Consider the following 25,488-nt stretch of genomic DNA (forward strand, 5'->3'; position numbering starts at 1 on the left):
CTAGTTTATTCTATGAGCAACAATATCATCAAAACAATCCAGGAAAGCATCGCCGTAAAGCAGGCCATCTGTGAAGATGCGAACCTTGTCAATACTATACAGCAGGTATCCAATGTAATCACCAGCAGCCTGCAACAGGGCCATAAGATCCTGTTCTGTGGTAACGGTGGCAGCGCAGCAGATGCCCAGCATCTTGCCGCCGAGTTCTCCGGCCGTTTTTATAAAGACAGAACGCCGCTCTACGCAGAGGCACTCCACTGTAATACTTCCTACATGACCGCTGTCGGCAACGACTACGGGTATGACCAGGTTTATGCCCGTATCCTGCGTGGTATCGGTCAGCCGGGTGATGTACTGGTGGGTATCTCTACCTCCGGTAACTCGGTGAACATCCTCGAAGCATATAAAGTAGCGAAAGCCAAAGGCATGATCATCGTCAGCATGACAGGACATTCCGGTGGTAAAATGAAGGAAGACAGCGATTATCTGCTGAACATGCCTTCTACTGATACACCACGTATTCAGGAGTCACACATCACAGTGGGACATATCATCTGCGAAATCGTTGAAAATAATCTCTTCCCATGATCCAGGAGTGTATTGTTCTCGCCGGCGGACTAGGCACGCGTCTGCGCAGCGTAGTAGCCGACAAACCTAAATGTATGGCGCCTGTCAATGACCGGCCCTTCCTGTATTACCTGCTGCAATACCTGATCAAACAGGGTATTACGCATGTCGTACTCTCCCTGGGATATAAATCAGAACAGGTGATCGAGTGGTGCGAACAGGCCAACCTGCCGCTGACACTCTCCTATGCGACCGAACCTGCACCTCTGGGTACCGGCGGCGCTATCCTGAATGCCATCTCCCATATCAAGGGAGATGCGTGTTTTATTGTCAATGGAGATACCTTCTTTGACGTGTCTCTGGCGGACTTTTACAAGGTCCATCAGCAGGTACAAAGCAAACTGACACTGGCCTTAAAACCGATGAAACAGTTTGAACGCTACGGCAGTGTACAACTTGATGCACAGGGACGTATCACCGCTTTCCTGGAAAAGAAATACTGTGAAGAAGGACTGATCAATGGCGGGGTATACCTGACCTCCAGGGAATACCTGCAAAGTCTGGGTCTGCCACAGCAGTTCTCCTTTGAAAAAGAAGTGCTGGAACCACAGGTAAAAAATAATCAGGTATTCGGCTTTGTAAGCGATACCTATTTTATAGACATCGGAATACCGGCTGATTATGAGCAGGTACAAACAGATTTCCGCTCATAAAAGCCAACAAACAACATATGCAGATCGATGCTTCATGGACACTGTTCCTCGACAGAGACGGCGTGATCAACAATGAGATCAGGAACGGGTATGTACTGAGCTGGGATATGTTCCGTTTTCAGGAGGGTGTACTGCCGGCATTAAGCAAACTCGCGAAGCAGTTCAGCCGGATCGTACTGGTCACTAATCAACGCTGTATCGGCAGAGGACTGCTGACAACAGAAGGCCTGGAGGCCATCCATGCAAAAATGCTGGAAGCGATTACAGCCAGTGGCGGCAGGATAGATAAAATATACTATTGCCCGGATATTGACAGTGATAGCCCCTGCCGTAAGCCGAATGGTGGTATGGCGATGCAGGCGAAAAAAGATTTCCCGGAAATAGATTTCTCCAAAGCTGTTATGGTAGGTAATACCCTGAGTGATATGCAGTTCGGTAAGAACCAGGGCATGACCACCGTGTTCATCCCTTCTACCAAACCTGAACTGCCATTCCCTCATCCGCAGATGGATTACCGCTGTAACGGACTGCTGGAATTTTCTGCGCTCATACAATAATTTTGTATCATATAACGTAATAAGCGGGTAGTTTTCATCTTAAATTAGATTATGATCAGAGTCTGTTTTCTATTGTTATGCTCTTCCATCCTCACTGCTACCGGCCTGAAAGCCCAGCTTGTCAGGATCAGTGCTGCTAACGAGGCTATTATGCGTTCACAGCAGGATTCACTGAAGCTTCTTTCGGAAACCATCCTCCGCGGAAGAGACGAAGGTGCCAGACAGGTAGCGAATGACCGCTTTATTCCAAAACTGGTACAGGCGCTGAAAACACCTGGTTCCTTTTATTTTAAGTTCGACTCGCTGACCACTATTTCTATTCAGTATCCATCAGACAGCTCTTTCCGTATCTTCTCCTGGGGACTGGAACAGGAAACCAGCTTCTATCATCACTATGGCGCGATACAGATGAGAACCGACTCTGGCAACCTGAAACTGTTCCCGCTGTTTGACCGTTCAGATTACATCAATAATCCGGATACGATCACCAGTAATAAGGCCTGGTATGGTTGTATGTATTATAAGGTGCTGCACCGCCGCTACTTCAACAAGGACTATTACACGCTCTTTGGCTGGGATGCGAATAACATCCGCAGTCAGAAGAAGATGATCGATATGCTGAGCTTTAAAGATGGCGAGCCGGTATTTGGCGGACCGTTCTTCAGTTTTGCAGAAGACACTGTGCCTAAAAGGACACGCAACCGCTTTATACTGGAGTATAAAAAAGACGCGACGATCAGTCTGAGTTATAACCCGCAAATGGATATGATCGTGTACGATCACCTGATCTCCGAAACCAATCAGCCGGCCAAGCCTTCCACCTTCGTTCCTGACCTGGATTATGAAGGTTTCAAATGGAAAACAGGCAAATGGGTGCACATCGAAAAGGTCTTCCACGACGCACTGCCGCAGGGTCAGGTACCGGTCAGCAAGCCGATGAACCAGAAAGAGAAACGGATGACCAATCCGCGTACTGCGGAGGACATTAACAAAGAGATCCTGAAAAGTCAGCAGCAGAAAAGTAAAAAGCAATAACAACTAAAGGGCGCATCGGTAACAAGTGATGCGTCCTTTTTTTATGCGGCAAATACAAGCCGGGGGACTATTCCTGGCGAATGAAAAAGCCGTCCCGCGTTATGCGGGACGGCTATATGGATTGATAAGATATTATCAGAACAGTTCTCCCTGTCCCTGTGCGGTACCGCTTTCATCAGGTTCTTCTTCTTCAGAAGCCAGCTCTGCGCTGATCAGTTCTTCGCCTGTCAGGCGTGTGCCGACCGTTCTGTAGTTAGTGATTTCCACGAACTCGGCCAGGTTCACTTCTTCTTCATCGGGATTACGTTTCTTACCTGTTTTGAGCAGTACTACCGGTTCGGAGTGGGTAGTGACCATTTCCAGGTAGTTACCAGCACCTTCCTTGATGAACAGGAACTTGTTGTTCATCGTCTGCGTTTCGATCCTGAAACGTTTAGCGTTGAACTGTTTCTTGTCAGCATCGAAGTAGATAGCGGATACTACTTTCTCAGGATTGAACTTTTCGATGTATACCAGTTCATTTGGATCATAACGGTTGATCAGATCGAAGTTGGTCAGTTCATACGTACCATTTTTGAATGCTACAAAGATCTTATCATCACCATCGAAAGAACCGATGTAGACACCACGTTCTTCGGTGTTCAGACGGCCGATCTCTGCGTCGTACCAGAGTTTCTGGCCTGACAGGGTAGATACGCCCTTCTCTTTGAACTTGACGTTACGGATCGGGTATTTCGTTACCTGGTTACCCTGGGAGTTACGGCCCTTGATAGCGATGGTCTCGAAATACAGGTCAAACTCCTTGTTACGGGCAGCACAGTTAGGACTCAGGCGGATGCTTACTACTTCGGCTTCACCATTCGGATTGGCAGAGAAGTAATGCACCTTGGAGTTCTTCTCACCTTTCACGGTCAGGTCATATTCCTTATCACGCGTAATACCGGTTACATTAAAGCGTTTGGCATAGCTCATACCCGTCTTGCCATCCACATAGATCATGTTATAGGTAGTACGTTCATCATTCTTCCTGAATACATCGATATGGATAATATCCTTACCCACAAAGACTTTATCGGCGACCTTGGTAATGATCATCTTACCGTCTTTTCTGAATACGATGATATTGTCAAGGTCAGAACAGTCGGCGACAAATTCATCCTTCTTCAGTGAAGTACCGATGAAGCCATCTGCCCTGTTCACGTAGATCTTTGCATTGGCGATCGCCACCTGCTGTACCTGGATGGTATCGAAGGTCTTGATTTCGGTCACACGTTCGCGGCCTTTACCGTATTTCTTCAACAGGTTCTCGTAGTAAGCAACTGTAAAGTCAACGATATTCGCCAGGTCATGCTTTACGGCTTTGATATCCGCTTCTATGGTTTTGATCTGTTCGTTCAGTTCGTTGATATCGAGCCGGTAGATACGGCGTACCGGCTTCTCCGTTAGTTTCAGGATATCTTCACGGGTGATCTCTCTCTTCAGATTTTTCTTATAGGGAGCGAAGCCTTTATCGATCGCTACGATCACAGCTTCCCAGTCTTTATGTTTCTGTTCAAGTTCCTTATAGATACCTTTTTCGAAGAAGATCTTTTCGAGTGAGGTGTAGTGCCATTTCTCCTGCAGTTCGCTCAGTCTGATCTCCAGTTCCTTCTGTAACAAGCCCTGGGTGAATTCAGTAGAAGACTTCAGCAGGTCCGTTACGGTGAGGAAGCGTGGTTTATCTTCGATGATCACGCAGGCATTCGGAGAGATGGAGATCTCACAATCGGTGAATGCGTAGAGTGCATCGATGGTGATATCCGGAGAGATACCAGGCGCCAGCTGCACTTCAATTTCTACGTCCTTAGCGGTATTATCGACCACCTTTTTAATCTTGATCTTACCATTGTCATTGGCTTTTACGATAGACTCCATCAGTGCGGTAGTCGTCACGCCATAGGGTACATCCTTGATCAGGAGGGTCTTTTTGTCTTTCTCTTCAATATGTGCACGCACGCGTACCTTACCACCACGGCGGCCTTCGTTGTAGTTGGCCACATCTATCATGCCACCGGTCGGGAAGTCGGGGAAGATCTCGAATTTCTTTCCTTTCAGGTGTTTGATAGATGCTTCGAGCAGTTCTATGAAGTTGTGCGGTAATATTTTGGTAGATAAACCAACGGCAATACCTTCTGCGCCCTGCGCAAGCAGCAAAGGGAACTTCATAGGCAGTGCCAGCGGTTCGTTCTTACGACCGTCGTAACTCTGCTGCCATTGGGTGGTTTTTGCGTTAAAGCCCACTTCCAGCGCAAATTTTGACAGGCGCGCCTCAATATAACGGGGAGCAGCTGCGTCATCACCAGTACGTACGTCGCCCCAGTTGCCCTGGGTATCGATCAGCAGGTCCTTTTGACCCAGGTTAACGATCGCATCGCCGATAGAAGCGTCTCCATGTGGGTGGAACTGCATAGTAGAACCAATCACGTTGGCTACCTTATTAAAACGGCCGTCGTCCATTTCCTTCATCGCATGAAGGATACGACGCTGAACGGGTTTCAAACCATCTTCCACGCTGGGTACAGCACGCTCCAGGATCACGTAGGAAGCGTAATCGAGGAACCAGTTCTCATACATGCCCCCCAGATGGAGGATGTTATGTAATGATTCGTCTGTCGGTTGTGTATTATCGATGTCGCTCATAATCTTATTTATTGATCATCTTTTCAAATTCGTCTCTCCAGATGCGGATGGAATCTTTCCGTACGTCATCGAGGGAGTTAAGTTCGATGAAGCAGCAGTCTGTCACAGCTATCAGCTGGTGCCAGCAATTGATCTGCACTTCAATGCGTGCAGGCGCTTCGATCTGAATGGTCTCTATCCTGTTTCCGTTCAGGGGGCACCAGTCTATGCTGGCTTTGCCTGTCAACAGGTAAAGGACTTCCGGATTTTTATACGCAGCTTTTCCTTCATGGTAATGTTGTCCGCTGCTGCTACCAGCTTTTCTGTAACACAGAATAAAATCGCCGCTTCTGTCGGTATTCCATTCGTAATTACTGCCTCTTTCATCTTCTCCGCTAAGTTTAACGGGCGTTACTGTTACCATAGATCTGCTGTTAGGCGTTAGTTGTTCCGGAAGGTATTTTTACTTCAAAATCTTTAATCGTTTTCAGCTCTCCCCTGCTCTCGAGTTTGTCCTGTTTGATGAGTTCTTTGAGTCTCCATCCCAGGAACTGGTCCATTACCGGGTACTTCAGCTTACCGGTTACCAGGCCTACCACTTTCGATGCTTTCTGAAATTCTGCGGTACTTTGCTGTACGAGTTCTTTATCATAGAAAGCCGACGGCTCGCCCTTGATCTTTTTACCACCTTCCAGTAGCCGGATACCGGCGTTTTCATTCATCATCCTGCTCCATTCATCACCATCTATCTCAAATTCCGCGAGAGAAACCGGTCTGGCCAGTTTCTTTGCTTTCAGAAATTCTTTTGCGAGGATCTGATGCAGGTGAGTAGGATAGAACACACTTCCTTTTTCATTGAGGAAAGGAAGATTATTCAGATAGATAATATGGATACGTCCCTGGAAGTCGTATAGCTGACTCACCAGCCAGTAGTACCCACATACATCTCTGGCATTCTGTCCGGCCCAGATATAGACTTCCTGTTCCGGTTCACCCTTCAGCAGGGCTTTCAGCTGGCGTAGTTTTACCTGATCCCCTTTTTCCTCTTCAGGTTCAGGCACCTGTTGCAGGGCTTCAGGTATGAGTTCAGGCACTGGCTGCGGTTGTATACCTGCCAGTTGCATCCACCATTGTTTGCGGGCGGTCTGACCATCCTTTGTGTCCAGGATAAAAAGAGGACCTACTGAGAGGTCATCTTCGAAGTAAACGATGTCTCCCTTCAGTTGTTCATCCAGCTCAAAAGCAGCACTCAGTGCAGTAGCGGATGGTTCACCGAAAACGATATGTAGCAGTGCCATTGGTTTTGTGATAATGCTGATTTATTTGCGCTCTTCTTCTACTACTACGTCTACCAGGTCTTTCTCATAACGCAGGTTGCTGATAATGAATTCCTGTCGGGTCTGTGTATTTTTACCCATATAGTATTCCAGCAATTTCTGTATATGGGTGTCCTTGGAAAGGATGACTGGTTCCACTTTCATGTCATCATTAATGAAGTTGGCAAATTCATCCGGAGAGATCTCACCAAGACCTTTGAATCGGGTGATCTCTGGCTTATTGCCCAGTTTCCTGATAGCCTTTAAACGTTCTTCGTCGCTGTAGCAGTAGATAGTCTGCTGCTTGTTACGTACGCGGAACAGCGGCGTTTCGAGGATATACAGGTGACCATTTTTAACGAGGTCAGGGAAGAACTGCAGGAAGAAGGTAAGCAATAATAAGCGGATGTGCATACCGTCTACGTCGGCATCAGTTGCCACGACGATCCTGTTGTAGCGCAGGCCTTCCAGTCCTTCTTCGATATTCAGTGCGTGTTGGAGCAGATTGAATTCTTCGTTTTCGTATACGATCTTTTTGGTCAGACCAAAGCAGTTCAGTGGTTTACCCCTGAGACTGAATACCGCCTGGGTTTCCACATTACGGGACTTGGTGATGGAACCACTTGCAGAGTCACCTTCGGTGATGAAGATCGTCGTGTTGAGGCGTTTGGTTTCCAGATCGTTCTTATCTTTTCCGCTGATCTCTTCGTTCAGGTGGATACGGCAGTCGCGCAGTTTACGGTTGTGCAGGTTGGCCTTTTTCGCTCTTTCATTGGCCAGTTTTTTAATACCGGCCAGTTCTTTACGCTCACGTTCACTCTGCTCAATACGTTTCTTTAAAGCCTCTGCGGTAGCAGGATTTTTATGCAGGAAGTCGTCCAGGTGTTTGGACATGAAGTCCAGCACGAAAGCCTTGACTGAAGGACCATTTTCAAATACGGTCAGTGAGCCGAGCTTGGTTTTGGTCTGGGATTCGAATACAGGTTCCTGTACCCTGATAGAGATCGCAGCGCAGATAGACGCACGGATGTCCGTAGCGTCGTAGTCTTTTTTATAGAAATCGCGGATTGTCTTTACAAATGCCTCACGGAACGCAGCCAGGTGCGTACCGCCCTGGGTAGTATGCTGACCGTTTACGAAAGAGTAATACTCTTCACCGTATTGGTTTTCGTGGGTAACAGCTACTTCAATATCCTCTCCCTTCAGGTGAATGATCGGATAACGCAGCTCATCCTCGTTAGTTTTGCGTTGCAGCAGGTCTAACAGCCCATTTTTAGAAAGATATTTCTTGCCGTTAAAGCTTACGGTGAGACCAGCGTTCAGGAAGCAATAGTTCCAGATCTGGTTTTCCAGGAACTCCGGAATAAAGCGGTAGTTACGGAAAACGGTATCATCAGGTGTGAAGGTAACGAAGGTACCATTCGGTTCATTGGTATTAGCTTCCTTATGTTCTTTGACCAGGATACCCCGTTCAAATTCAGCCGTTTTCACACGTCCGTCACGATAGGATTCTACTCTGAAATAAGTGGACAAAGCGTTTACTGCTTTGGTACCGACACCGTTCAACCCCACAGACTTCTGGAAAGCTTTACTATCGTACTTGGCGCCGGTGTTGATCTTGCTTACCACATCCACCACCTTACCCAACGGAATGCCCCGACCGTAGTCGCGTACCGTCACGTTATGTTCAGTCACCTTGATTTCGATCTGCTTGCCGAAGCCCATGGTGTGCTCGTCAATACAGTTGTCAGCAACCTCCTTTAACAGTATATAGATACCATCGTCCATACTTGAGCCGTCGCCTAACTTACCAATATACATACCCGGACGCAGGCGGATATGCTCACGCCAGTCGAGTGACCGGATCGAATCTTCGGTATAGGCAGCAGAGAGATCTTTCTTATCCGTAGTAGCCATAATTATATAGAAATTCCAATTTACAGTTTGTTACAACAAGCGGACTATCAATGCACCATTTATGCCACCATTCTCAGGGTCCATTTTACCGGGGCATCTAGTCCGGGAAGCGAATTTACTAAAAGTTTTAGCAAAATCCGGTTGCTGGCAAAAATACAGGTTTCAGCGTATCATCCCAAGTATTAGTTATACAATATGCTTAAATAAATGAATAACAGTTAATTGAGGGCCCTGATATGGCCTTGCCAGTTTAGTGCCGGTCAGCACCGGTTTTGCCAAGATAATACAAATATATTTTCTTCGAATATCGACCTAATAAGAAAAACAATATCACACAAAAGTTTTCGGGCCAATTACTTTTTATATAGACAAATATTTTATATTTACAAACTAGTCATCTTTTTGAATATAAAACCTGTCCTAAACTATGAAAACTTCATTCCTGATCACACTGGCAACAGTGCTTTCCATTGCGCTGCTCATCACGTTCATGATTAAAAGGGAAGAACGCTCCATGAGCCAGCTCAGCGCACGATTCATCAAGCTTGTTCAGAAATTTAACTCCTGGCAGATGATGAAATAACAATTTTCAGTCATTTAATACGCTATTTCCTATGAAAACAGGGCTGCTATTTAAACTGGCCTGTTTACTGATCGCCTCAATGGTGCTTGCAGTGCATTTTGTGCGCAAAGCATTTGGTACAATGGGGACTTCTGACAATCCGGCAAAATAATTTATCAGTAAACAGCAAAAGGGCGGAAGATGATGATCTTCCGCCCTTTCTTGTTATAAGTAGAAATAACTGCTATCTGTTATAATATTTGTTAACTGCATCGGTACGGCTTCTCACGTGCAGTTTTTCGTAAATATTATGTACGTGCCGGCGTACGGTTTCAATACTGATAAATAGGTTGCTGGCGATTTCCTTGTATAGGAATCCTTTGGACAGCTGGTCGAGGATCTCTTTTTCCCTGGAAGTCAATGCCTCCAGTGCTGGGTTAGGCTTCGCCTGTTTCTGGAAATAGGCCACTACCCTACGGGCAATCTGTGAGCTCATAGGGGAACCACCTTCATGCAGGTCCCTGATAGCGCTTAACAGCTCGCTTGGTGGTGTCTTTTTCAGGATATAACCGCTTGCGCCGGCTTCCAGTGCCTGGAAGATCTTATCATCATCCTCGTATACCGTCAGCATCATGAAATGCATATCCGGGTACTCACCTTTTAAACGGGCTATACACTCAATCCCATTCATACCGCCAGGAAGATTAAAATCCATCAGCACTACGTTTGGCAATAAACCAGGGATCTGCTCTACTGCAGTCTCCGCGTTATTGAAAGCGCCAATACAAGCATACCCATCAGAGCCATTAATCAGCAATTCCATGGCTGTACGGATATCATGGTTGTCTTCAACGATCGCCACAGAAATGATGTCCATGTTATCCTGAGATTTCTTTTTCGAGTATACAGTCATTGATAATCAGTTGTTATGTTTACGAGAGGTCAACGTAATCCCACGTTTATGTTATGTTACAAATCTATATTAAATTAACGGGATATCTAGCAAAACTATCGTACCGTGATGCGATGTGATATCAGCATGACCTCCGACCGCCTGCATTCGCTTCTGAATGTTCTTCAAACCATTTCCGAACAATCTCACTTTCTCCTGATCAAAGCCTTTGCCATTGTCTTTGATCATAATGGTCATGTTCTTGTGCATCTCTATTTGTATCACTACTTCTGATGCCTGGGCATGTTTCACCACATTGTGTAAGGATTCCTTCACTGCCAGGTATATATTACGCCTGGTACCACCGCTTAGTTTAATGTTCGGGATAGTTTCCGGAATATAGAACTGGTGGGTGATGTGTGCGTGTTCCAGAAAATCGGCCGCGAAACTACGCATATAAGCGATCAGGTTTTCCAGTGAGTCATTCGAAGAGTTCATCGCCCAGATGATCTCACTCATCTTGTCTACCAGCTCTCCCGCCGCCTCTGATATACGTTCCAGCTCCTTCGTGGCTGAGGTATCGGTGATCTTACGCTTCGCAATTTCACTTAACAAACGGATCGTTGACAGCCCTGATCCCAGGTCATCGTGCATATCACTGGAGATCCTCGCTCTCTCCTGATCTACCGCCTGTTCTTTCTCCAGTTTCAGCTTCTCATGACGGATCTTGTAATCCAGGTAGAGCGTGGAGAAATAGTAAGCGACTCCCAACAGCAGCAGCAACAGCAGGAATCTGAACCAGAGCGACTGCCAGAAAGGAATACGGATGGTGATTTCCAGTGTGGTAGGCGTTGAATTTAAAATATCGTCGTTATTGGATGCTCTTACGTTGAAAGTATAGGTGCCGGGTCGCAGATTGGTGTAACGTGCCATTCTGAAGGCCCCCGCCTGCACCCAGTCCTCATCTGCACCGTCCAGTTTGTATTGTACCTTGTTCTTCAGCGGATTGGTGTATTCCAGTGGTACGAACTCAATAGCGATAGTGTTGTGATTATAAGGCAATTCTATTCTTCTCAGTAATGATAATGCAGTATCGGACTCATACGGTTTGTCCAGCACTTCCATACGCATGATCACCACTTTGGGTTTTGAAGTGTTCTTTTTAAAATCTTTAGGATAAAATCCGTTACTACCGCGGATACCACCGAAGAACAACTCTCCGTCTACAGACTTAAAGAAGGCCCCGGTGTTGAATTCATTTGATTGTAACCCATCTTCATAGTTATAGGTCGTAATCTCATCATCAGCAGGATTGATCTGTGAAAGACCCTTATTGTGGCTCACCCAGATCCTGTCTTTTTCGTCCAGCAGCACACCATAAAGATAGTCATTGATCAGCGCAGGATAGTCATAACTATTGTAGTGTTTTTTACGGTGGTTATTGTCATCAAGCACGAAGAGTCCCTTGGACGTGGCTAATAATAACTCTTTACCGGCGCGTTTGCTGATAGATTTTACGATCGTACCCGGAGGCAATGTAATGATCTCCCAGTTGGCACTACCGCTCCTTTTCACGTATGCTGCGACTTTGGTGCCGACATATTTATTGCCCAGCAGGTCTTCATAATAAGTGGTGAGTATCTCATCAGGGAACTCATGAACGATCGCTACTTTATAGCCACCACGATCGCCTGGCATGACCTGTAACAGATAGCGGCCATAGTTGAAATATACTTCTCCGCTGGTACGTTTGAACAGGAATGGATACATGTCCTCCTGCGGCGGCAAACCCAGTGCCGATACGTACTTCGTCAGGTCTTCAAATTTGCGGGTGTGTACATTGAACAGGCCAATGTGCATGTCTGAAAAATGGAACCACAGACGTTCAAAATCTTCTCTGCAGATCGCATTTAAATTTTTAGCAGGGAAGATATGTTTGCCGTTGTCACCAGGAATACGTTCGAGGAACTTCCCTCCTTTCTCATAGATATCTAATCCGTCGTTAAGCAGGCCCACATAGAGTTTGCCGTCATCATGCTTGTACACGGCCCTGACCATATTATGCGTGGTGGCAGGAGAACTATAAAGATTAAACACCTTCTTATTCGGAGAATATTTTTTGATACCATCCCCATCCGTGCCAACCCACATATTATCAGCCGCATCACGGTAGAGATAGGTGACCACGTTCCATGAGCGGGTTTCGGAACCGTTGAAACTCACGATACGTGTTACGATCTCATTACGTCTGATGTTATAGATCATGATGCCGTCAGTGCCACCGATCCAGATGTTACCTTTCTGGTCCAGTTCGAGGCATAATGGGCTGAAATTGGCATCCTTCGGATCACGCTGATCGAATGGTATATCTGTGTATTTGTTGAGTTTCTTATTGAAGATGATAAGATGGCCTTTACAGGCAATGATGAGCGAATCGCTGTTAAGATTCTTTAATACGGTATGAGAAGTGATACCGGGAAGACAATAAGTGGTGAGCCGCAGGTTTTTGGTGTTCATGGCCAGCAGTTCACCCGGTTCGAAGTTCATCCAGATCGTATTACCGTCCTTATACATGGCATTTGCGGCAATCCCCCGTTGTAACATGGGTTTAGGATAGAGGATAACGCGTTTCTTTGCATACGTGGAATCGTCAAGTATGTAGATGCCTTTGGATGGGCGCCATACCCACATACTGTTAGTAAGCGAATCCTCTCCTAATATCCTGAACTTATTGCCATTATCGCGCTCACCATTGTTTTCATACATCGTGTCTTCAAGTACCGTCTCAAAAGAGTTCTTGTACTCATCATACACGCTGATACCATAGTTATGGGTGAGCATCAGCTGATGCCTTCTGTTTCGGTAAAGAGAGTAGCCTTTATACCCTTTGAGGGCAAATCGGTTAATCAATGCACGTCCACCGTTGTTATTGCGGACTACGAGGTTTCCCTTCCCCTGTCCGGCCCGTTCCTGTAAACTAGGATTAAACCTGTATTCATTGAAACCATACCCGTCGAACCTGTTTATGCCGTCATGTGTAGCGATCCACATAAAGCCCTGGTTATCTTCCAGGATGTCATAGACAGAATTCTGAGATAATCCTTCATTAACGCCATAAGAATCGAAAATGTAAGGCTTATCCTGTGCTCTCAACACAGACACGGATAAGGTACATAGGAAAAAAATTAATAAGGTCCTCGTCATCTGCGCCCGCGATTGCAATGCTATTTAGTAATAGAGGTTATAAAAATACTGAGTCCACATAACGCAGTGCTTGCAAATATATAAATCTGCGGCACACTTTCTAATGATTTTGTATTTTTCTTCCTGCAACCTAACCCATTCAAACCGGAAAACAAGATGCATAATCAAAAAACAACAGCTACAGTGAAGGTTTTACCCAACAAAACACTTTTTTTTACCCTTACTTTTTTACTCGCCTCTTTTCAGGTCTTTGCCCAGCTCGGTTATCGCGTCCGGGTGGATAGTACGATACCGGTTAAAAGCATCCGGGCATTAAGCATTATCAGTCAGGACGTGGCCTGGGCCGGAGGTACCGAGGGTAAGGTAGGTCGCATGGACAGCACAGGAAAATGGCACTGGAACAGCATTCCGGGCTACGATACCTGTGACTGGCGTTCACTGGTGGCATTTAATGATCAGCGTGCGCTGGTCTTGAATGCAGGCGAGCCAGCACACATCCTGCTCACGGAAAACGGCGGTGAATCGTGGAAAGAAGTCTACACTAATACAACTAAAGGTATCTTCTTTGACGGAATGGCGTTTAAAAATGCGGCTGAAGGAATGGCCATAGGCGACCCGGTAGATGGGAAGTTCACCATCATTCGCACAAAAGACAGCGGTAAGACATGGCAGGCAGATCCGGCATCAACATCACCCGCTGCGAAAGAAGGCGAAGCCATCTTTGCAGCCAGCAATACCAGTTTACGTATACTTCCTGATGGACAGGCCTGTTTTGTTACAGGAGGAAAACACAGTCGCTTCATCAAAGGATGGGATGAATGGAAAGCTGTTAACTGGGACTTCACACAGGGCGAACCGGGTAAAGGTGCATTCTCTGTAGCCTTTGCAGATGCAGTACATGGCGTTGCCGTGGGAGGAGATTACACGAAAGATACTGTTACAACAAATAACTGCCTGATCACAAAAGATGGTGGAAAGAGCTGGCGAAAGGCCGTTCGGCCACCCGCAGGATACCGTTCATGTGTGCAACATATTCAGGGTGATACCTATATTGCTACCGGCACTTCCGGTACAGACATTTCCAATGATGGCGGGCTGACATGGAGCAGGATGATCCATGCGAAGTTTCATGTACTGGCGAGTTACCGGACATTTATCTGGCTGGCCGGTAGCAGGAAAATAGGCATGATGCGCATGTGACAGCAGTATAATAAAAAGGGGGTACTGGAAAAGCACCCCCGGAAAAAAATAGGTTAAAGCAAAAAGTACATTTAAACTCAAGATAGTTTATACACGAATATGTTACATTGGTATTTTAGCGAATGTGTTATTTTTACCAGTAAACGACTGGTTAACAGCCCCCACCGCTAAACCATGTTAAAACAATATTTTTTGCCTAATTTGGGTGGTGACAGGGAAAGGGAAACTTAAAAGCGATCTATGCAAGTAACAACCTCATCGGGGAAATATTCGGCGAAACATTACCCGGATACTATTAAAGACTGGAAAAAGGAAGGTAACTACTTCTATTTTTATACAACAGAAACCATCCTGGAAGTCAGGATCATCTCAGACAAGATCATTCGTTTCAGATATGCTGCAGACGGTAACTTCCAAAGGGACTTCTCGTATGCAGTGAGCGACCGGCTGGAAGAATCGCCGGTGAATTTCGGTCTGCATGAATTTGAAGAAAACTTCGAAATATATACAGAGGCCCTGCGCATTTACATCTCCAGAGATGATATGCGACTGACGATCACTGACCTGGAAGGATGTATCATCAACCAGGACGAACTGGGCTTCCACTGGCAATATTATTTGCAGAAAGGCGGTAAGATCGTTTATTGCAGCAAGCAGATACAGGAAGATGAGTACTTCTTTGGTATGGGAGATAAGCCCACAGATCTGAACCTGTATGGCAAGCGTATGGAGAACTTCGGCACGGACGCTTATGGTTTCCAGAAAGACACAGATCCGCTGTACCGTAATATTCCTTTCTACTATGGGTTACACCGTGGCAAGGCGTATGGTATCTTCTTCGATAATACTTTCCGCACTATTTTCGATTTCGGTAAAGAAAGAGAAAATGTATCCAGCTTCTGGGCGAGAGGCGGAGAAATGAATTACTATTTCATCTACGGACCAGAGCTGCTGAAAGTAGCAGAAGGTTATACCAGCATTACCGGTACAGCTGAGCTGCCACCTTTGTGGGCATTGGGCTATCAGCAATGCCGCTGGAGCTATTATCCGGATAAAAGGGTGAAAGAGATCGCCGCTGAATTCCGCAAACGTGAGATACCGTGTGACGTGATCCATCTGGATATTGACTATATGGAAGGCTTCCGCTGTTTCACCTGGAGCAAGGAAGGTTTCCCGGAACCAGCAGGACTGATCAGGGAACTATCAGATCAGGGCTTCAAAGTAGTAGTCATCATTGATCCGGGCATCAAGGTGGATCCGGATTACAGCATATACAAGCAGGGCATGCAGCATAACTACTTCTGTAAACGCCAGGACGGCGCGTTGATGGAAGGAGATGTATGGCCGGGTAAATGCGTATTCCCTGATTATACCAATCCGGAAGTGCGTAAATGGTGGGCCGGACTGTTCAAGGAACTGGTAGATGTGGGTGTCAGAGGTGTATGGAATGATATGAACGAACCCGCAGTGTTTGAAATGGGAACGTTCCCTGAGGATGTACGTCATGACTATGACGGAGAAGCAGTGAGCCACCGTAAGGCACATAATGTGTACGGACACCTGATGAGTAAAGCGACCGCAGCAGGTATGAAAAAGTACCTGATGCCGAACAGACCGTTCGTTATCTCACGCTCCTGTTATGCCGGCGCACAGCGATGGACATCTTTCTGGACAGGCGATAACGTATCCAGCTGGGATCATCTGTGGCTGGCATCTGTACAGTCTCAGCGTATGTCAGTATCAGGCATTTCCTTCGTAGGCAGCGATATTGGCGGCTTTATAGGTGAGCCGAGCGGCGAACTCTACGTACGCTGGATACAGCTGGCGGTGTTCCATCCGCTGATGCGTACACACTCGGCCAGTAATGAAACCGGATTTAACCAGGAACCATGGAGTTTCGGAGCAGAATACGAAACAGTGGCAAAGAAGTTCATACAGCTGCGATATACCTTGCTGCCTTACCTATATACCACTTTCTGGCAATACTCCCGATATGGTACCCCAATGTTGCGTCCGCTGGCATTCGTTGCACAGCATGATAAGCAGACTTACGACCGTACCCATGAATTTATGCTGGGAGACTCATTACTGGTCAGTCATGTGTCAGAGCCAGATATGAAAGAGAAGGAAGTATACCTGCCGGAAGGACAATGGTATTATTACTGGAACGACCAGTTATATACCGGCGGACAGATCATTAAAGTAGCTACTCCACTGGATGAAATGCCGTTATTCGTGAAAGCGGGGGCCGTAATTCCGAACTATCCGAAGATCCAGCATGTAGAACAACGCGACACAGAAGAGATGATCCTGCAGGTTTATTATTCAACAACCGAAACAGGCAGTTTCCTGTATGAAGATGCCGGCGATCATTATGGCTATAAAAATGGTCAGTATAATGACATTCGTTTCAAGCAGACATCAGATAAAAATCATTTTGCGCTGAGAAAAAAATATTTCGGTCAGTATAATGCAGCATACAGAAAACATAACATTACAGTACATGGTTTACCGTTCAAAGCGAAGGAATACATACTGGATGGAAAGGCTGTAAGCCTTACTCCTGCTAACTTTGCGGAGAATACAGTTAATATTGTTGTAGACAGGAAATTTGAAAATTTGATTATCCGATAGTGCAGCAGTAGTATGTGTTACTGATTATAAAACCCAAATTCTTCACAGAATTTGGGTTTTGTAGTTTTAAACCCTTACAAAAAAAAAGGGCACTGTAGATTGAGATCTTAGTGCCTTTTCATAACCTATGCCAACTTTAGAGTTATCCAAAATTAACATGTTATAACTTACACACAAAGCATACAAACGTCGTATAGCCAAAATGAACAAAATGAACAGAATCTAAGCTGGTGAACGGCTCAGCTTTATGTTAATGCGAAGTTACCAAGTGTTCACTACTTGCTCCAATATGCCGTTTCTTAACATTTCATTCACTTTCTATATTATTTAATTTCGGTTGTCGTTCTCACGCAACAGTTTGTTAACTCTACTCCACGTTATCACTAAAAATGTGAGAAATTTAAACGTGTAAAGTTGTTATACAATAGGTTAGACAACGTATATTCCATACGCGGCATAATAGTTGTGCCTACTTTCACGAATTCAATGCTGTTTCCTACGTTAGATGGAACCCATTTTTTAACCTTTCAAATTCATTCTTATGGCTGCAGAACAAAGCAATCACTTTACAGAGCAGGACAAACTGGAAAGGGAAAACCTCAATCAAGACCGTGAATCAAGAGAATCATCAGCAGACAAACAATCAACTCCCTCAGAAGACAAAGAGAAAACTACAAGCCGCAAAGATAAACGTGGTTTCGCATCCATGGATGCAGCTATGCAACGCGCTATAGCCAGTAAAGGCGGCCGCGCTGCGCATGCACAGGGTGTTGCTCACGAGTTTAATTCTGCCGAAGCCCGGGAAGCCGGACGTAAAGGCGGAGTTGCTGTCAGCAGAAACAGACAGCATATGGCTGAAATAGGTAAAAAAGGCGGTGAGGCTGCTCATAGAAAAAGACAAAAAGATAACACAAACTCTTCGGTGTAATACAAACACCTCCTCTCTTTCCACTATCAGGAACGCCCGGTAAGTATAAATGCTTACCGGGCGTTCCTTTTTTATATTTTTGTGTAGTATATTAATTGTTAAAACAACTTTCCTTTGCAAACACTTACTACCAACTCCCGGCGCCTATCTGCGTTCTTACTGCCCTACTGCATCCTACTCATATTGGTACTACTGATGAAAATACTTTTCTCAAAAGAAGAGATCTATTTTTTCATCAACGGACTACACTTCTCAATGGGTGATGTATTCTTTCCCTATGCCACAGAATTAGGTAGTAGTGTGACGGCCGTAGTCGTCTGCCTCTTACTGCTCTTCGTCAGCTATCGTAGCAGTCTGCTAATGGCTTCCAGTCTCATTGTGACCACTATCGTCAACGTGTCTCTCAAGAATCTTTTTAACGCGCCAAGACCGAGCGTTTACTTCGCCAATCATACACGGCCAATCTATTACGTGCCGGATGTGGAAGTGCTGTCAAACAATTTCAGCTTCCCCTCTGGTCATACAGTATGTGCATTTACCATCGCACTTGTCCTGACGTACATCACACCGAATAAAAAGATGGGCATTCTTTATCTGTTGTATGCCTTATCGGTGGCTTATTCCCGCATGTATATGAGTCAGCATTTCCTGGAAGATGTTACCGCAGGTTCTATTGTTGCCACAGTTATTACTTTCAGTTGGCTGACCTGGTTTGACAGAACACCATTTCTTCAGCAACCCGGCTGGAACATGTCCCTCAGCCGCAAGAAAAATGCTGCATAAAATAAAAGCTCCCTGGCCATAATGACCAGGGAGCAAAAGTATTTCTCCTCAGATGATTGGTTCTTTGCTTTAAAAATGTTTTGATTCGCTGCTCTTCTCTTCTTACTGAGACCTTTATATCTGCTACAGTCCCTTATACTTCTTAGTGCCCTTTGCTTCTAACTGAGACCTTTTTCTTACATGACCGGATAATTATCCTTTAGTGCCTTTTTTCTTCTGATGCTGGTGAGGTAGAGCAGGCGGCGGTGGTGGTGTGGCAGGCTTCTGTGTAGCTGCCGGTTTCGCGGGTGCTCGTGTAAATTCTTCCTCTGTCACTGGTTCTCCACGTCGGTAGTATTCTTTTATCATCTTACCTTCTTCGTCATATACTTTCCACAGACCGTGACGCTGGGAACTACCATCTCTTTTCACTTCTTCAAATCTTTCATCCCCGCTGATAGGATCCACAATTCTGAAATAGTCTACCTCTCCGTTGATATCCATCGCAACAAAAGAACCTTCTGCACTGATCTTACCATTAGGATAGAAATAACGGCTATAGCCATTCAGCTGTCCGTGTTTGTAGGTTTCTTCAGCGATCAGTGATCCGGATAAGGCATATTTTTTCCATATACCTTCTTTCAGGTTATCGACATAATTACCTTCCCAGGTATACCCGGGTTCTCCGCGGACCTCAGGCATCTCTTCCTGCCAGTCCCCCTGTTTACGCTGCTGCTCATCCACTTTGTTGACACGCACTTTCGGCATCTGTGCGAAAGCGGCCAGCACCATGAATTGCAACATTAAAAATACACTCAGTTTTCTCATAGGATTAATTTGTAACAAAAGTAGGTATAAAAAAAAACCGGCACAACAATGTTGCGCCGGCAGTATATAGTCATCTTTTGCTTATACCTGTTTGCCTATTTATGTAGCTTGATCTCCTGTACTTTCGTATTATCACCTCTCTCCACCTTCACGCCCGTAATGGTCGTGTCTTTGTAACCATTGGAAGCATTCACAGTAGTAAAATCTACTATATATCATCAATGCACGTATTATTAACCACTTACATTCCTAGCTATTTGCTCTTTTGAAAATAGATGCCCCTAATGGCGGGATACGTAACGGAAGTGCATGAGATTTTCCGTTTACAGGGCTCTCTCCGGCGGTTAATACGCCTGTATTTATAACACCGCTGCCAAAGAAGCGGGTATCATCGCTGTTTAATATTTCTTTCCACTGTCCTTCTCCGTCTATACCCAGCAGGTATTGCTCATGGGCCATAGGTGTCATGTTGAGCACCACTAAAATATCCTCCTTCGAATGATAGCTCTTACGCATATAAGCCAGGATGGAATTTTCATGGTCGGATACATTAACCCATTCGAAGCCATAGTATTCAAATTGCTTAATATATAATGCCGGTTCGGATGTATACAGGTGATTGAGGGCTTTCACATATTGCTGGAGCCCCTGATGTGAAATATGGTCCAGCAGGTGCCAGTCCAGTTCTGATTTATAGTTCCATTCTGTCGTCTGGCCAAATTCATCTCCCATGAAGAGTAATTTGGTACCAGGGTGGGTGAACATATAACTATACATCAGACGTAGATTGGCGAGTTTCTGCCAGTCATCTCCCGGCATTTTATACATCATGGGAGACTTACCATGGACTACCTCATCGTGGCTGAGGGGCAGCATGAAATTCTCCGTAAATGCATAGGCAATACTGAAGGTGAGCTGATCCTGGTGCCATTTACGATTGAACGGATCCCGCTTGAAATAAGCCAGCGTATCATTCATCCAGCCCATCATCCATTTCATGCCGAAACCGAGTCCACCCATATAAACAGGCCGTGACACACCATAGAAGGAAGTGGATTCTTCCGCAATGGTCTGTACATCGGGAAACAGTTTATAGATCGTTTCATTCATGTGTTTCAGGAATGAGATCGCTTCCAGGTTCTCCTCTCCTCCCAGTTCATTCGGTTCCCAGGCGCCTGTTTCACGGGAGTAGTTCAGGTGTATCATGGATGCTACCGCATCGACACGCAGCCCGTCTACGTGGAATTTATCGAGCCAGAACACAGCATTGCTTAACAAGAAAGAACGGACCTCGTTACGGGCGTAGTTGAAAATATAACTGTTCCAGTCAGGATGATAGCCTTTGCGCATGTCCGCATACTCATAGGTATGCGACCCGTCAAACCGGTACAGTCCATGAGCGTCATACGGGAAATGTGAAGGAACCCAGTCCAGTATAACACCTATTCCTGCATGATGAAAGGCGTCTATAAAGGCCATGAAGTCCTGCGGAGAACCATATCTTGCAGTAGGCGCATAATACCCCGTACCCTGATAGCCCCAGGAGCCATCGAAAGGATGCTCCATGACCGGCATCAGCTCTACGTGGGTGAAACCCATGTCTTTTACATAGGGGATCAGCATTGCTGCTATTTCAGCGTAGGTATAAAAAACTTCATGATCATTTTTATCAGGACGGCGCCAGGACCCCAGGTGCACTTCATACACACTGAAAGGGCTTTCCAGACTATTATGTTTCTTACGCTGTTCCATCCAGCGTTTATCTTTCCATTTATAGTCCAGTTGCCAGGCAACGGATGCAGTACGCGGCCGCAGTTCCCAGTAATTGGCATAAGGGTCACCTTTCCGCAGTTCTTCTCCGGAATTAGAGCGGATAAAATATTTATATAAGGCGCCTTTTTTCGCGTGTGGAACGAAACCTTCCCAAATGCCGGACTTGTCCCATCTAGGGTACAAAGTGTGACTGTAATGGTCCCATTCGTTGAAATCACCGATTACGGAAACATATGCAGCATTGGGGGCCCAGACAGCAAAGTAGGTTCCTTTCACGCCTTCATATTCCAGTGTATGCGCACCGAATTTCTCGTACAGGTGCGCGTGAATGCCCTCCTGAAACAACTCTACGTCTCTGGCGGAGAAAAGGGAAAAGGGTACAACTGGCTGTAACTTCGACTTTTTTGATGCTGTCATAATAGGGTACTGCTAAGAGTAACAATATAGCTTAAAAAGTAACATCCGCAAGTATCAGACCGGAAAGAAATCAGGATTGGAATCAGGAATTATTTATAATAAATACTTTTCGCTAAGTAAAACGCCTTTCCGTCGAACCGGTAAGACTACTTTATATAAAAATGGATGTCCTGAATGGCTCAATTGCCAATTCCTGATTAAAAGAAAAAGTCCGTAGAAACAGACCAGCTATTCCTACGGACTCACATGTAATGCTATTCAGACTAATACTAGTATCTTTTTCTGAAACCACCAGGGCGGCTACTACCGGCACCACCGCTGTTGCTTCCTTCCCAGCGTCTGCCGCTACCACCTTCACGTGGAGGACGACCACCGCCACCGGAACGACGTTTATCGCCATCCTGTGACATTTCGATACGTACGCTGCGACCATTGTATTCGGCTTTCTTGAAAGTTTCCTGGAATTTACCTACCACGTCGTTTTCCACTTCGAAGAAGGAGTAAACACCTTTCAGGTCAATACGGCCGATCTTGTTGCCACGTACACCGCTTGTGTCGCAGAGGTAACGTAACATATCGCCACGGGTGAAATCATCTACTGAACCCAGGTTGATGAACAGGCGGGTGAATTTGCCACCGCTGCTTCTGCGGTCGCCACCTTCAGCTGATCTTCTTTCTTCTTTCACGTTCAGATCAGGCGCATCCTGGTAGTATTCCAGGAACTGATTGAACTCGAGGGAAGCGAAACGTTTGATGATCTCTTCTTTGCTCATGGATGCAAATTCTTCGAATATGCGCTCCAGGTATGGTTCGATCTGCTCTTCGTTTACAGTTACGTTGTGTACTTTATGAACGAGGCCGAACAGTTGTTTTTCACATACTGCGAAACCATCTGGTACATCCACTTTAGTGAACTTCTTACCGATCACTCTTTCGATCTGACGGATCTTTCCGGTATCACGACCGGTGATGATCGCGATGGAAATACCGGATTTACCGGCACGTGCAGTACGACCGCTACGGTGCGTGTAGTTCTCTACATCATCAGGCAGTTCGTAGTTAATTACGTGTGTTACGTTATCAACGTCAATACCACGGGCAGCAACGTCAGTTGCTACAAGTACCTGTAATGATTTCTCACGAAAACGTTTCATTACTTTATCACGTTGCTGCTGGGTCAGATCGCCGTGCAGTGCATCAGCGTTATAACCATCACGGATAAGTGATTCTGCGATTTCCTGTGATTCGATCTTAGTACGGGTGAAGATGATACCGAAGATCTCAGGGTTGAAATCCACGATACGTTTCAGTGCCGCATATTTCTCACGTGGGCGTACCACATAATACTCGTGTTCGATGTTAGCGTTACCGCTGTTCTTATTACCTACGGTCAGTTCGAAAGGATCTGACATGTACTTCTGCGCAATGCGGCGTACTTCCTGAGGCATTGTAGCCGAGAATAACCAGGTGGTTTTCTCTTCAGGCGTATTGGATAATATATTGTTGATGTCTTCCTGGAATCCCATGTTCAGCATTTCATCTGCTTCATCCAGTACAACATAGCGTACATTGGCAAAGTTAACGGCCTTTCTTTCGATGATATCGAGTAAACGACCAGGAGTAGCTACAACGATGTGTACTCCTCTTTTCAGATCGCGCAGCTGCTGCACGATGCTGGAACCACCATAAACAGCGACGATACTTACATCACCCAGGTGTTTGCTGAAGTTCTTCAGGTCGTTGGTGATCTGAAGACATAATTCACGTGTTGGGCACAAAATTAATCCCTGCGGATGGCGTTGTTTTACGTCGATCTGCTGTAACAGCGGCAGGCCAAATGCTGCCGTCTTACCGGTACCCGTCTGGGCCAAACCTACAAAGTCCCTGTCTCCACCCAATAACACAGGAATAGCTTTTTCCTGTATTGGCGTAGGTGCGATAAATCCCAGGTCCTGGATTCCTTTTAAAATGGGCTCCTGTAAGCCTAAAGTTTCAAATGTAGTCATTGATTTGCTTTGATCAGGCTCCGTCGGGAGCCTTGGTATACTATCTCAGTTTGTTAAACTGATTAACTCTTAAAATTTAATTCTAATGCCGGTTAACAACCCTAATGGACAATCACTGGTACTGATCACACCAGTTCACCTTCCAGGTCATAATCGTATGCCTTGGTGATCCTGACATTAACAAATTCTCCGGGTTTCAGACGTTTACTGGTATTAATGATCACTTCATTATCTACTTCAACAGAGTCGAACTCTGTACGTGCCAGGTAACGGCCTGATTCTTTTTTATCTACGATAACACGGAACACCTGTCCAACCTTTTCCTGGTTCTTCTCCAGGGAGATTTCCTGTTGTGTTTCCATGATATCCTGTGCCCTGCGTTCCTTTTCTTCTGCAGGGATGTTATCTTCCAGATCATGTGCACTGGTACCTTCTTCGTGACTGTATGTAAATACACCCACTCTGTCCAGACGCATCTTCTCGAGAAAACGTTTTGTCTCTTCAACGTCTTCCAGTGTTTCACCGGGATAACCGGTGATCAGGGTTGTACGCAGGCAGATGCCAGGTACTTTTTCGCGAATAGCGGTAATGAGCTCCTCCATTTCGACGCGTGTGATCTGACGTTTCATGGATTTGAGCATATTATCAGCCGCATGTTGCAGCGGCATATCAATATACTTACAAATATTCGGGAATTCATTCATTACGTCCAGCACTTCCATGGGGAATTTGTGCGGATAAGCATAATGCAGGCGGATCCATTCAAGACCTTTCACCTGTGCCAATGCCCTGAGGAGATCAGCCAGTCTACGCTGCTTGTAAAGGTCCAGACCATAATAGGTCAGTTCCTGTGCGATCAGCATGATCTCTTTTACGCCAGAATTCACCAGTTTCTCTGCCTCTGCTACCAGTTGCTCAATTGGACGTGATACGTGTCCTCCGCGCATTAACGGAATAGCACAGAATGAGCAGGTACGGTTACATCCTTCTGATATTTTCAGATAAGCATAGTGGGTCGGCGTCGCCAACAGACGCTCACCGATCAGCTCTGCCTTGTAGTCAGCATCAAATTTCTTCAGGATCAGTGGCAGTTCCATGGTACCAAACCACGCATCTACGCCAGGTATTTCCGCCTCCAGATCTCCGCGATAACGCTCGCTGAGACAACCGGTTACGTATACTTTTTCCAGACGACCACGATTCTTTAATTCGATCTGCTCCAGGATGGTATTGATAGATTCTTCTTTGGCCTTGTCAATAAAGCCGCAGGTATTCACCACGACAATATTGTGATCTTTCTTAGCGCTTTCATGCACTACGTCGATTTCATTAGCCAGTAGCTGCCCGCTGAGCACCTCAGAATCTACCATGTTCTTTGAACAGCCGAGCGTAATAATATTAACCTTATCTTTCTTTAAAGTTTTTGTCTTCAAGCGCGAATATTTTAATCTGGCAAACAAGCCTGAGACTTGTCCGCTCACCGCCACGAAGACATCCAGACACGAATTGAAGAGAACAG

At 45.7% G+C, this 25,488-nt stretch carries 19 protein-coding genes; 9 read left to right on the forward strand and 10 right to left on the reverse strand.

Features of this window, described 5'->3' with window-relative positions; all coding sequences use genetic code 11:
• The first annotated feature begins 12 nt into the window (after positions 1 to 12).
• From GWR21_RS07450 to GWR21_RS07465, 4 genes are read left to right on the forward strand one after another with little or no spacing between them, the layout of a single operon-like run.
• Positions 13 to 588, forward strand: coding sequence for a D-sedoheptulose-7-phosphate isomerase (locus GWR21_RS07450; protein WP_162331120.1), 576 nt, complete (start codon positions 13 to 15; stop codon positions 586 to 588).
• Positions 585 to 1,280: a nucleotidyltransferase family protein gene (locus GWR21_RS07455; RefSeq protein WP_162331121.1), complete on the forward strand. Its 696-nt coding sequence runs from the start codon at positions 585 to 587 to the stop codon at positions 1,278 to 1,280. Before GWR21_RS07450 ends, GWR21_RS07455 begins: the two co-directional genes overlap by 4 nt.
• Before the next feature lie 17 nt (positions 1,281 to 1,297).
• A complete protein-coding gene (locus tag GWR21_RS07460) occupies positions 1,298 to 1,837 on the forward strand; it encodes a D-glycero-alpha-D-manno-heptose-1,7-bisphosphate 7-phosphatase (RefSeq protein WP_162331122.1) in 540 nt (179 codons plus the stop codon).
• A 51-nt stretch (positions 1,838 to 1,888) separates the two neighbouring features.
• Positions 1,889 to 2,872 (forward strand): hypothetical protein, encoded by a 984-nt coding sequence (locus GWR21_RS07465; protein WP_162331123.1) that lies wholly within the window; start codon positions 1,889 to 1,891, stop codon positions 2,870 to 2,872.
• A 135-nt stretch (positions 2,873 to 3,007) separates the two neighbouring features.
• On the opposite strand, the gene GWR21_RS07470 is transcribed toward GWR21_RS07465, so the two are convergent.
• From GWR21_RS07470 to GWR21_RS07485, 4 genes are read right to left on the reverse strand one after another with little or no spacing between them, the layout of a single operon-like run.
• Complete coding sequence (locus GWR21_RS07470) at positions 3,008 to 5,551, reverse strand: DNA gyrase/topoisomerase IV subunit A (protein WP_162331124.1); 2,544 nt, start codon at positions 5,549 to 5,551, stop codon at positions 3,008 to 3,010.
• Between the two features lie 4 nt (positions 5,552 to 5,555).
• The gene (locus GWR21_RS07475) at positions 5,556 to 5,954 is read right to left on the reverse strand and encodes a hypothetical protein (protein WP_162331125.1); all 399 of its coding nucleotides are present in this window, start codon (positions 5,952 to 5,954) and stop codon (positions 5,556 to 5,558) included.
• Between the two features lie 10 nt (positions 5,955 to 5,964).
• Positions 5,965 to 6,828: a DUF1835 domain-containing protein gene (locus GWR21_RS07480; RefSeq protein ID WP_238430240.1), complete on the reverse strand. Its 864-nt coding sequence runs from the start codon at positions 6,826 to 6,828 to the stop codon at positions 5,965 to 5,967.
• Positions 6,829 to 6,849: 21 nt separating this feature from the next.
• Positions 6,850 to 8,763 (reverse strand): DNA topoisomerase IV subunit B, encoded by a 1,914-nt coding sequence (locus GWR21_RS07485; protein WP_162331126.1) that lies wholly within the window; start codon positions 8,761 to 8,763, stop codon positions 6,850 to 6,852.
• Positions 8,764 to 9,190: 427 nt separating this feature from the next.
• On the opposite strand from GWR21_RS07485, the gene GWR21_RS07490 reads away from it, so the two are divergent.
• On the forward strand, positions 9,191 to 9,346 hold the full coding sequence (locus GWR21_RS07490; protein ID WP_162331127.1) for a hypothetical protein: 156 nt from the start codon (positions 9,191 to 9,193) through the stop codon (positions 9,344 to 9,346).
• A gap of 223 nt (positions 9,347 to 9,569) precedes the next feature.
• On the opposite strand, the gene GWR21_RS07495 is transcribed toward GWR21_RS07490, so the two are convergent.
• Both GWR21_RS07495 and GWR21_RS07500 read right to left on the reverse strand, forming a co-directional pair.
• Entirely contained in the window at positions 9,570 to 10,202 is a 633-nt protein-coding gene (locus tag GWR21_RS07495; RefSeq protein WP_238430242.1) for a response regulator transcription factor, read from the reverse strand.
• A 105-nt stretch (positions 10,203 to 10,307) separates the two neighbouring features.
• A complete protein-coding gene (locus GWR21_RS07500; RefSeq protein WP_162331129.1) occupies positions 10,308 to 13,373 on the reverse strand; it encodes a sensor histidine kinase in 3,066 nt (1,021 codons plus the stop codon).
• Between the two features lie 204 nt (positions 13,374 to 13,577).
• On the opposite strand from GWR21_RS07500, the gene GWR21_RS07505 reads away from it, so the two are divergent.
• The 4 genes from GWR21_RS07505 (at position 13,578) to GWR21_RS07520 (ending at position 18,966) form a co-directional block, all read left to right on the forward strand.
• Positions 13,578 to 14,621: a WD40/YVTN/BNR-like repeat-containing protein gene (locus GWR21_RS07505; RefSeq protein ID WP_162331130.1), complete on the forward strand. Its 1,044-nt coding sequence runs from the start codon at positions 13,578 to 13,580 to the stop codon at positions 14,619 to 14,621.
• 240 nt (positions 14,622 to 14,861) lie between these two features.
• Positions 14,862 to 17,255: a glycoside hydrolase family 31 protein gene (locus GWR21_RS07510; RefSeq protein WP_162331131.1), complete on the forward strand. Its 2,394-nt coding sequence runs from the start codon at positions 14,862 to 14,864 to the stop codon at positions 17,253 to 17,255.
• Positions 17,256 to 17,796: 541 nt separating this feature from the next.
• The gene (locus GWR21_RS31340; protein WP_202929067.1) at positions 17,797 to 18,183 is read left to right on the forward strand and encodes a KGG domain-containing protein; all 387 of its coding nucleotides are present in this window, start codon (positions 17,797 to 17,799) and stop codon (positions 18,181 to 18,183) included.
• Positions 18,184 to 18,378: 195 nt separating this feature from the next.
• On the forward strand, positions 18,379 to 18,966 hold the full coding sequence (locus tag GWR21_RS07520; protein ID WP_162331132.1) for a phosphatase PAP2 family protein: 588 nt from the start codon (positions 18,379 to 18,381) through the stop codon (positions 18,964 to 18,966).
• A gap of 192 nt (positions 18,967 to 19,158) precedes the next feature.
• Here GWR21_RS07520 and GWR21_RS07525 read toward each other — a convergent pair whose 3' ends face one another.
• From GWR21_RS07525 to rimO, 4 genes are all read right to left on the reverse strand, one after another.
• Positions 19,159 to 19,773 (reverse strand): toxin-antitoxin system YwqK family antitoxin, encoded by a 615-nt coding sequence (locus tag GWR21_RS07525; RefSeq protein ID WP_162331133.1) that lies wholly within the window; start codon positions 19,771 to 19,773, stop codon positions 19,159 to 19,161.
• A 249-nt stretch (positions 19,774 to 20,022) separates the two neighbouring features.
• A complete protein-coding gene (gene glgB / locus GWR21_RS07530; protein ID WP_162331134.1) occupies positions 20,023 to 21,963 on the reverse strand; it encodes a 1,4-alpha-glucan branching protein GlgB in 1,941 nt (646 codons plus the stop codon).
• Positions 21,964 to 22,232: 269 nt separating this feature from the next.
• Positions 22,233 to 23,969 carry a DEAD/DEAH box helicase gene (locus tag GWR21_RS07535; RefSeq protein WP_162331135.1) on the reverse strand — a complete coding sequence of 579 codons (1,737 nt, stop codon included), beginning with the start codon at positions 23,967 to 23,969 and terminating at the stop codon, positions 22,233 to 22,235.
• A 125-nt stretch (positions 23,970 to 24,094) separates the two neighbouring features.
• Positions 24,095 to 25,402, reverse strand: coding sequence for a 30S ribosomal protein S12 methylthiotransferase RimO (rimO, locus tag GWR21_RS07540; protein ID WP_162331136.1), 1,308 nt, complete (start codon positions 25,400 to 25,402; stop codon positions 24,095 to 24,097).
• Positions 25,403 to 25,488: the final 86 nt, after the last annotated feature.

This window comes from Chitinophaga agri, assembly GCF_010093065.1.
In the GTDB taxonomy this organism is placed as follows: domain Bacteria; phylum Bacteroidota; class Bacteroidia; order Chitinophagales; family Chitinophagaceae; genus Chitinophaga; species Chitinophaga agri.

Bases quoted from the DNA above. Each gene is read 5' to 3' on its own strand.
- GWR21_RS07450 (WP_162331120.1), top strand. From the start codon at position 13: ATGAGCAACAATATCATCAAAACAATCCAGGAAAGCATCGCCGTAAAG.
- GWR21_RS07455 (WP_162331121.1), top strand. From the start codon at position 585: ATGATCCAGGAGTGTATTGTTCTCGCCGGCGGACTAGGCACGCGTCTG.
- GWR21_RS07460 (WP_162331122.1), top strand. From the start codon at position 1,298: ATGCAGATCGATGCTTCATGGACACTGTTCCTCGACAGAGACGGCGTG.
- GWR21_RS07465 (WP_162331123.1), top strand. From the start codon at position 1,889: ATGATCAGAGTCTGTTTTCTATTGTTATGCTCTTCCATCCTCACTGCT.
- GWR21_RS07470 (WP_162331124.1), bottom strand. From the start codon at position 5,551: ATGAGCGACATCGATAATACACAACCGACAGACGAATCATTACATAAC.
- GWR21_RS07475 (WP_162331125.1), bottom strand. From the start codon at position 5,954: ATGGTAACAGTAACGCCCGTTAAACTTAGCGGAGAAGATGAAAGAGGC.
- GWR21_RS07480 (WP_238430240.1), bottom strand. From the start codon at position 6,828: ATGGCACTGCTACATATCGTTTTCGGTGAACCATCCGCTACTGCACTG.
- GWR21_RS07485 (WP_162331126.1), bottom strand. From the start codon at position 8,763: ATGGCTACTACGGATAAGAAAGATCTCTCTGCTGCCTATACCGAAGAT.
- GWR21_RS07490 (WP_162331127.1), top strand. From the start codon at position 9,191: ATGAAAACTTCATTCCTGATCACACTGGCAACAGTGCTTTCCATTGCG.
- GWR21_RS07495 (WP_238430242.1), bottom strand. From the start codon at position 10,202: ATGGACATCATTTCTGTGGCGATCGTTGAAGACAACCATGATATCCGT.
- GWR21_RS07505 (WP_162331130.1), top strand. From the start codon at position 13,578: ATGCATAATCAAAAAACAACAGCTACAGTGAAGGTTTTACCCAACAAA.
- GWR21_RS07510 (WP_162331131.1), top strand. From the start codon at position 14,862: ATGCAAGTAACAACCTCATCGGGGAAATATTCGGCGAAACATTACCCG.
- GWR21_RS31340 (WP_202929067.1), top strand. From the start codon at position 17,797: ATGGCTGCAGAACAAAGCAATCACTTTACAGAGCAGGACAAACTGGAA.
- GWR21_RS07520 (WP_162331132.1), top strand. From the start codon at position 18,379: ATGAAAATACTTTTCTCAAAAGAAGAGATCTATTTTTTCATCAACGGA.
- GWR21_RS07525 (WP_162331133.1), bottom strand. From the start codon at position 19,773: ATGAGAAAACTGAGTGTATTTTTAATGTTGCAATTCATGGTGCTGGCC.
- glgB (WP_162331134.1), bottom strand. From the start codon at position 21,963: ATGACAGCATCAAAAAAGTCGAAGTTACAGCCAGTTGTACCCTTTTCC.
- GWR21_RS07535 (WP_162331135.1), bottom strand. From the start codon at position 23,969: ATGACTACATTTGAAACTTTAGGCTTACAGGAGCCCATTTTAAAAGGA.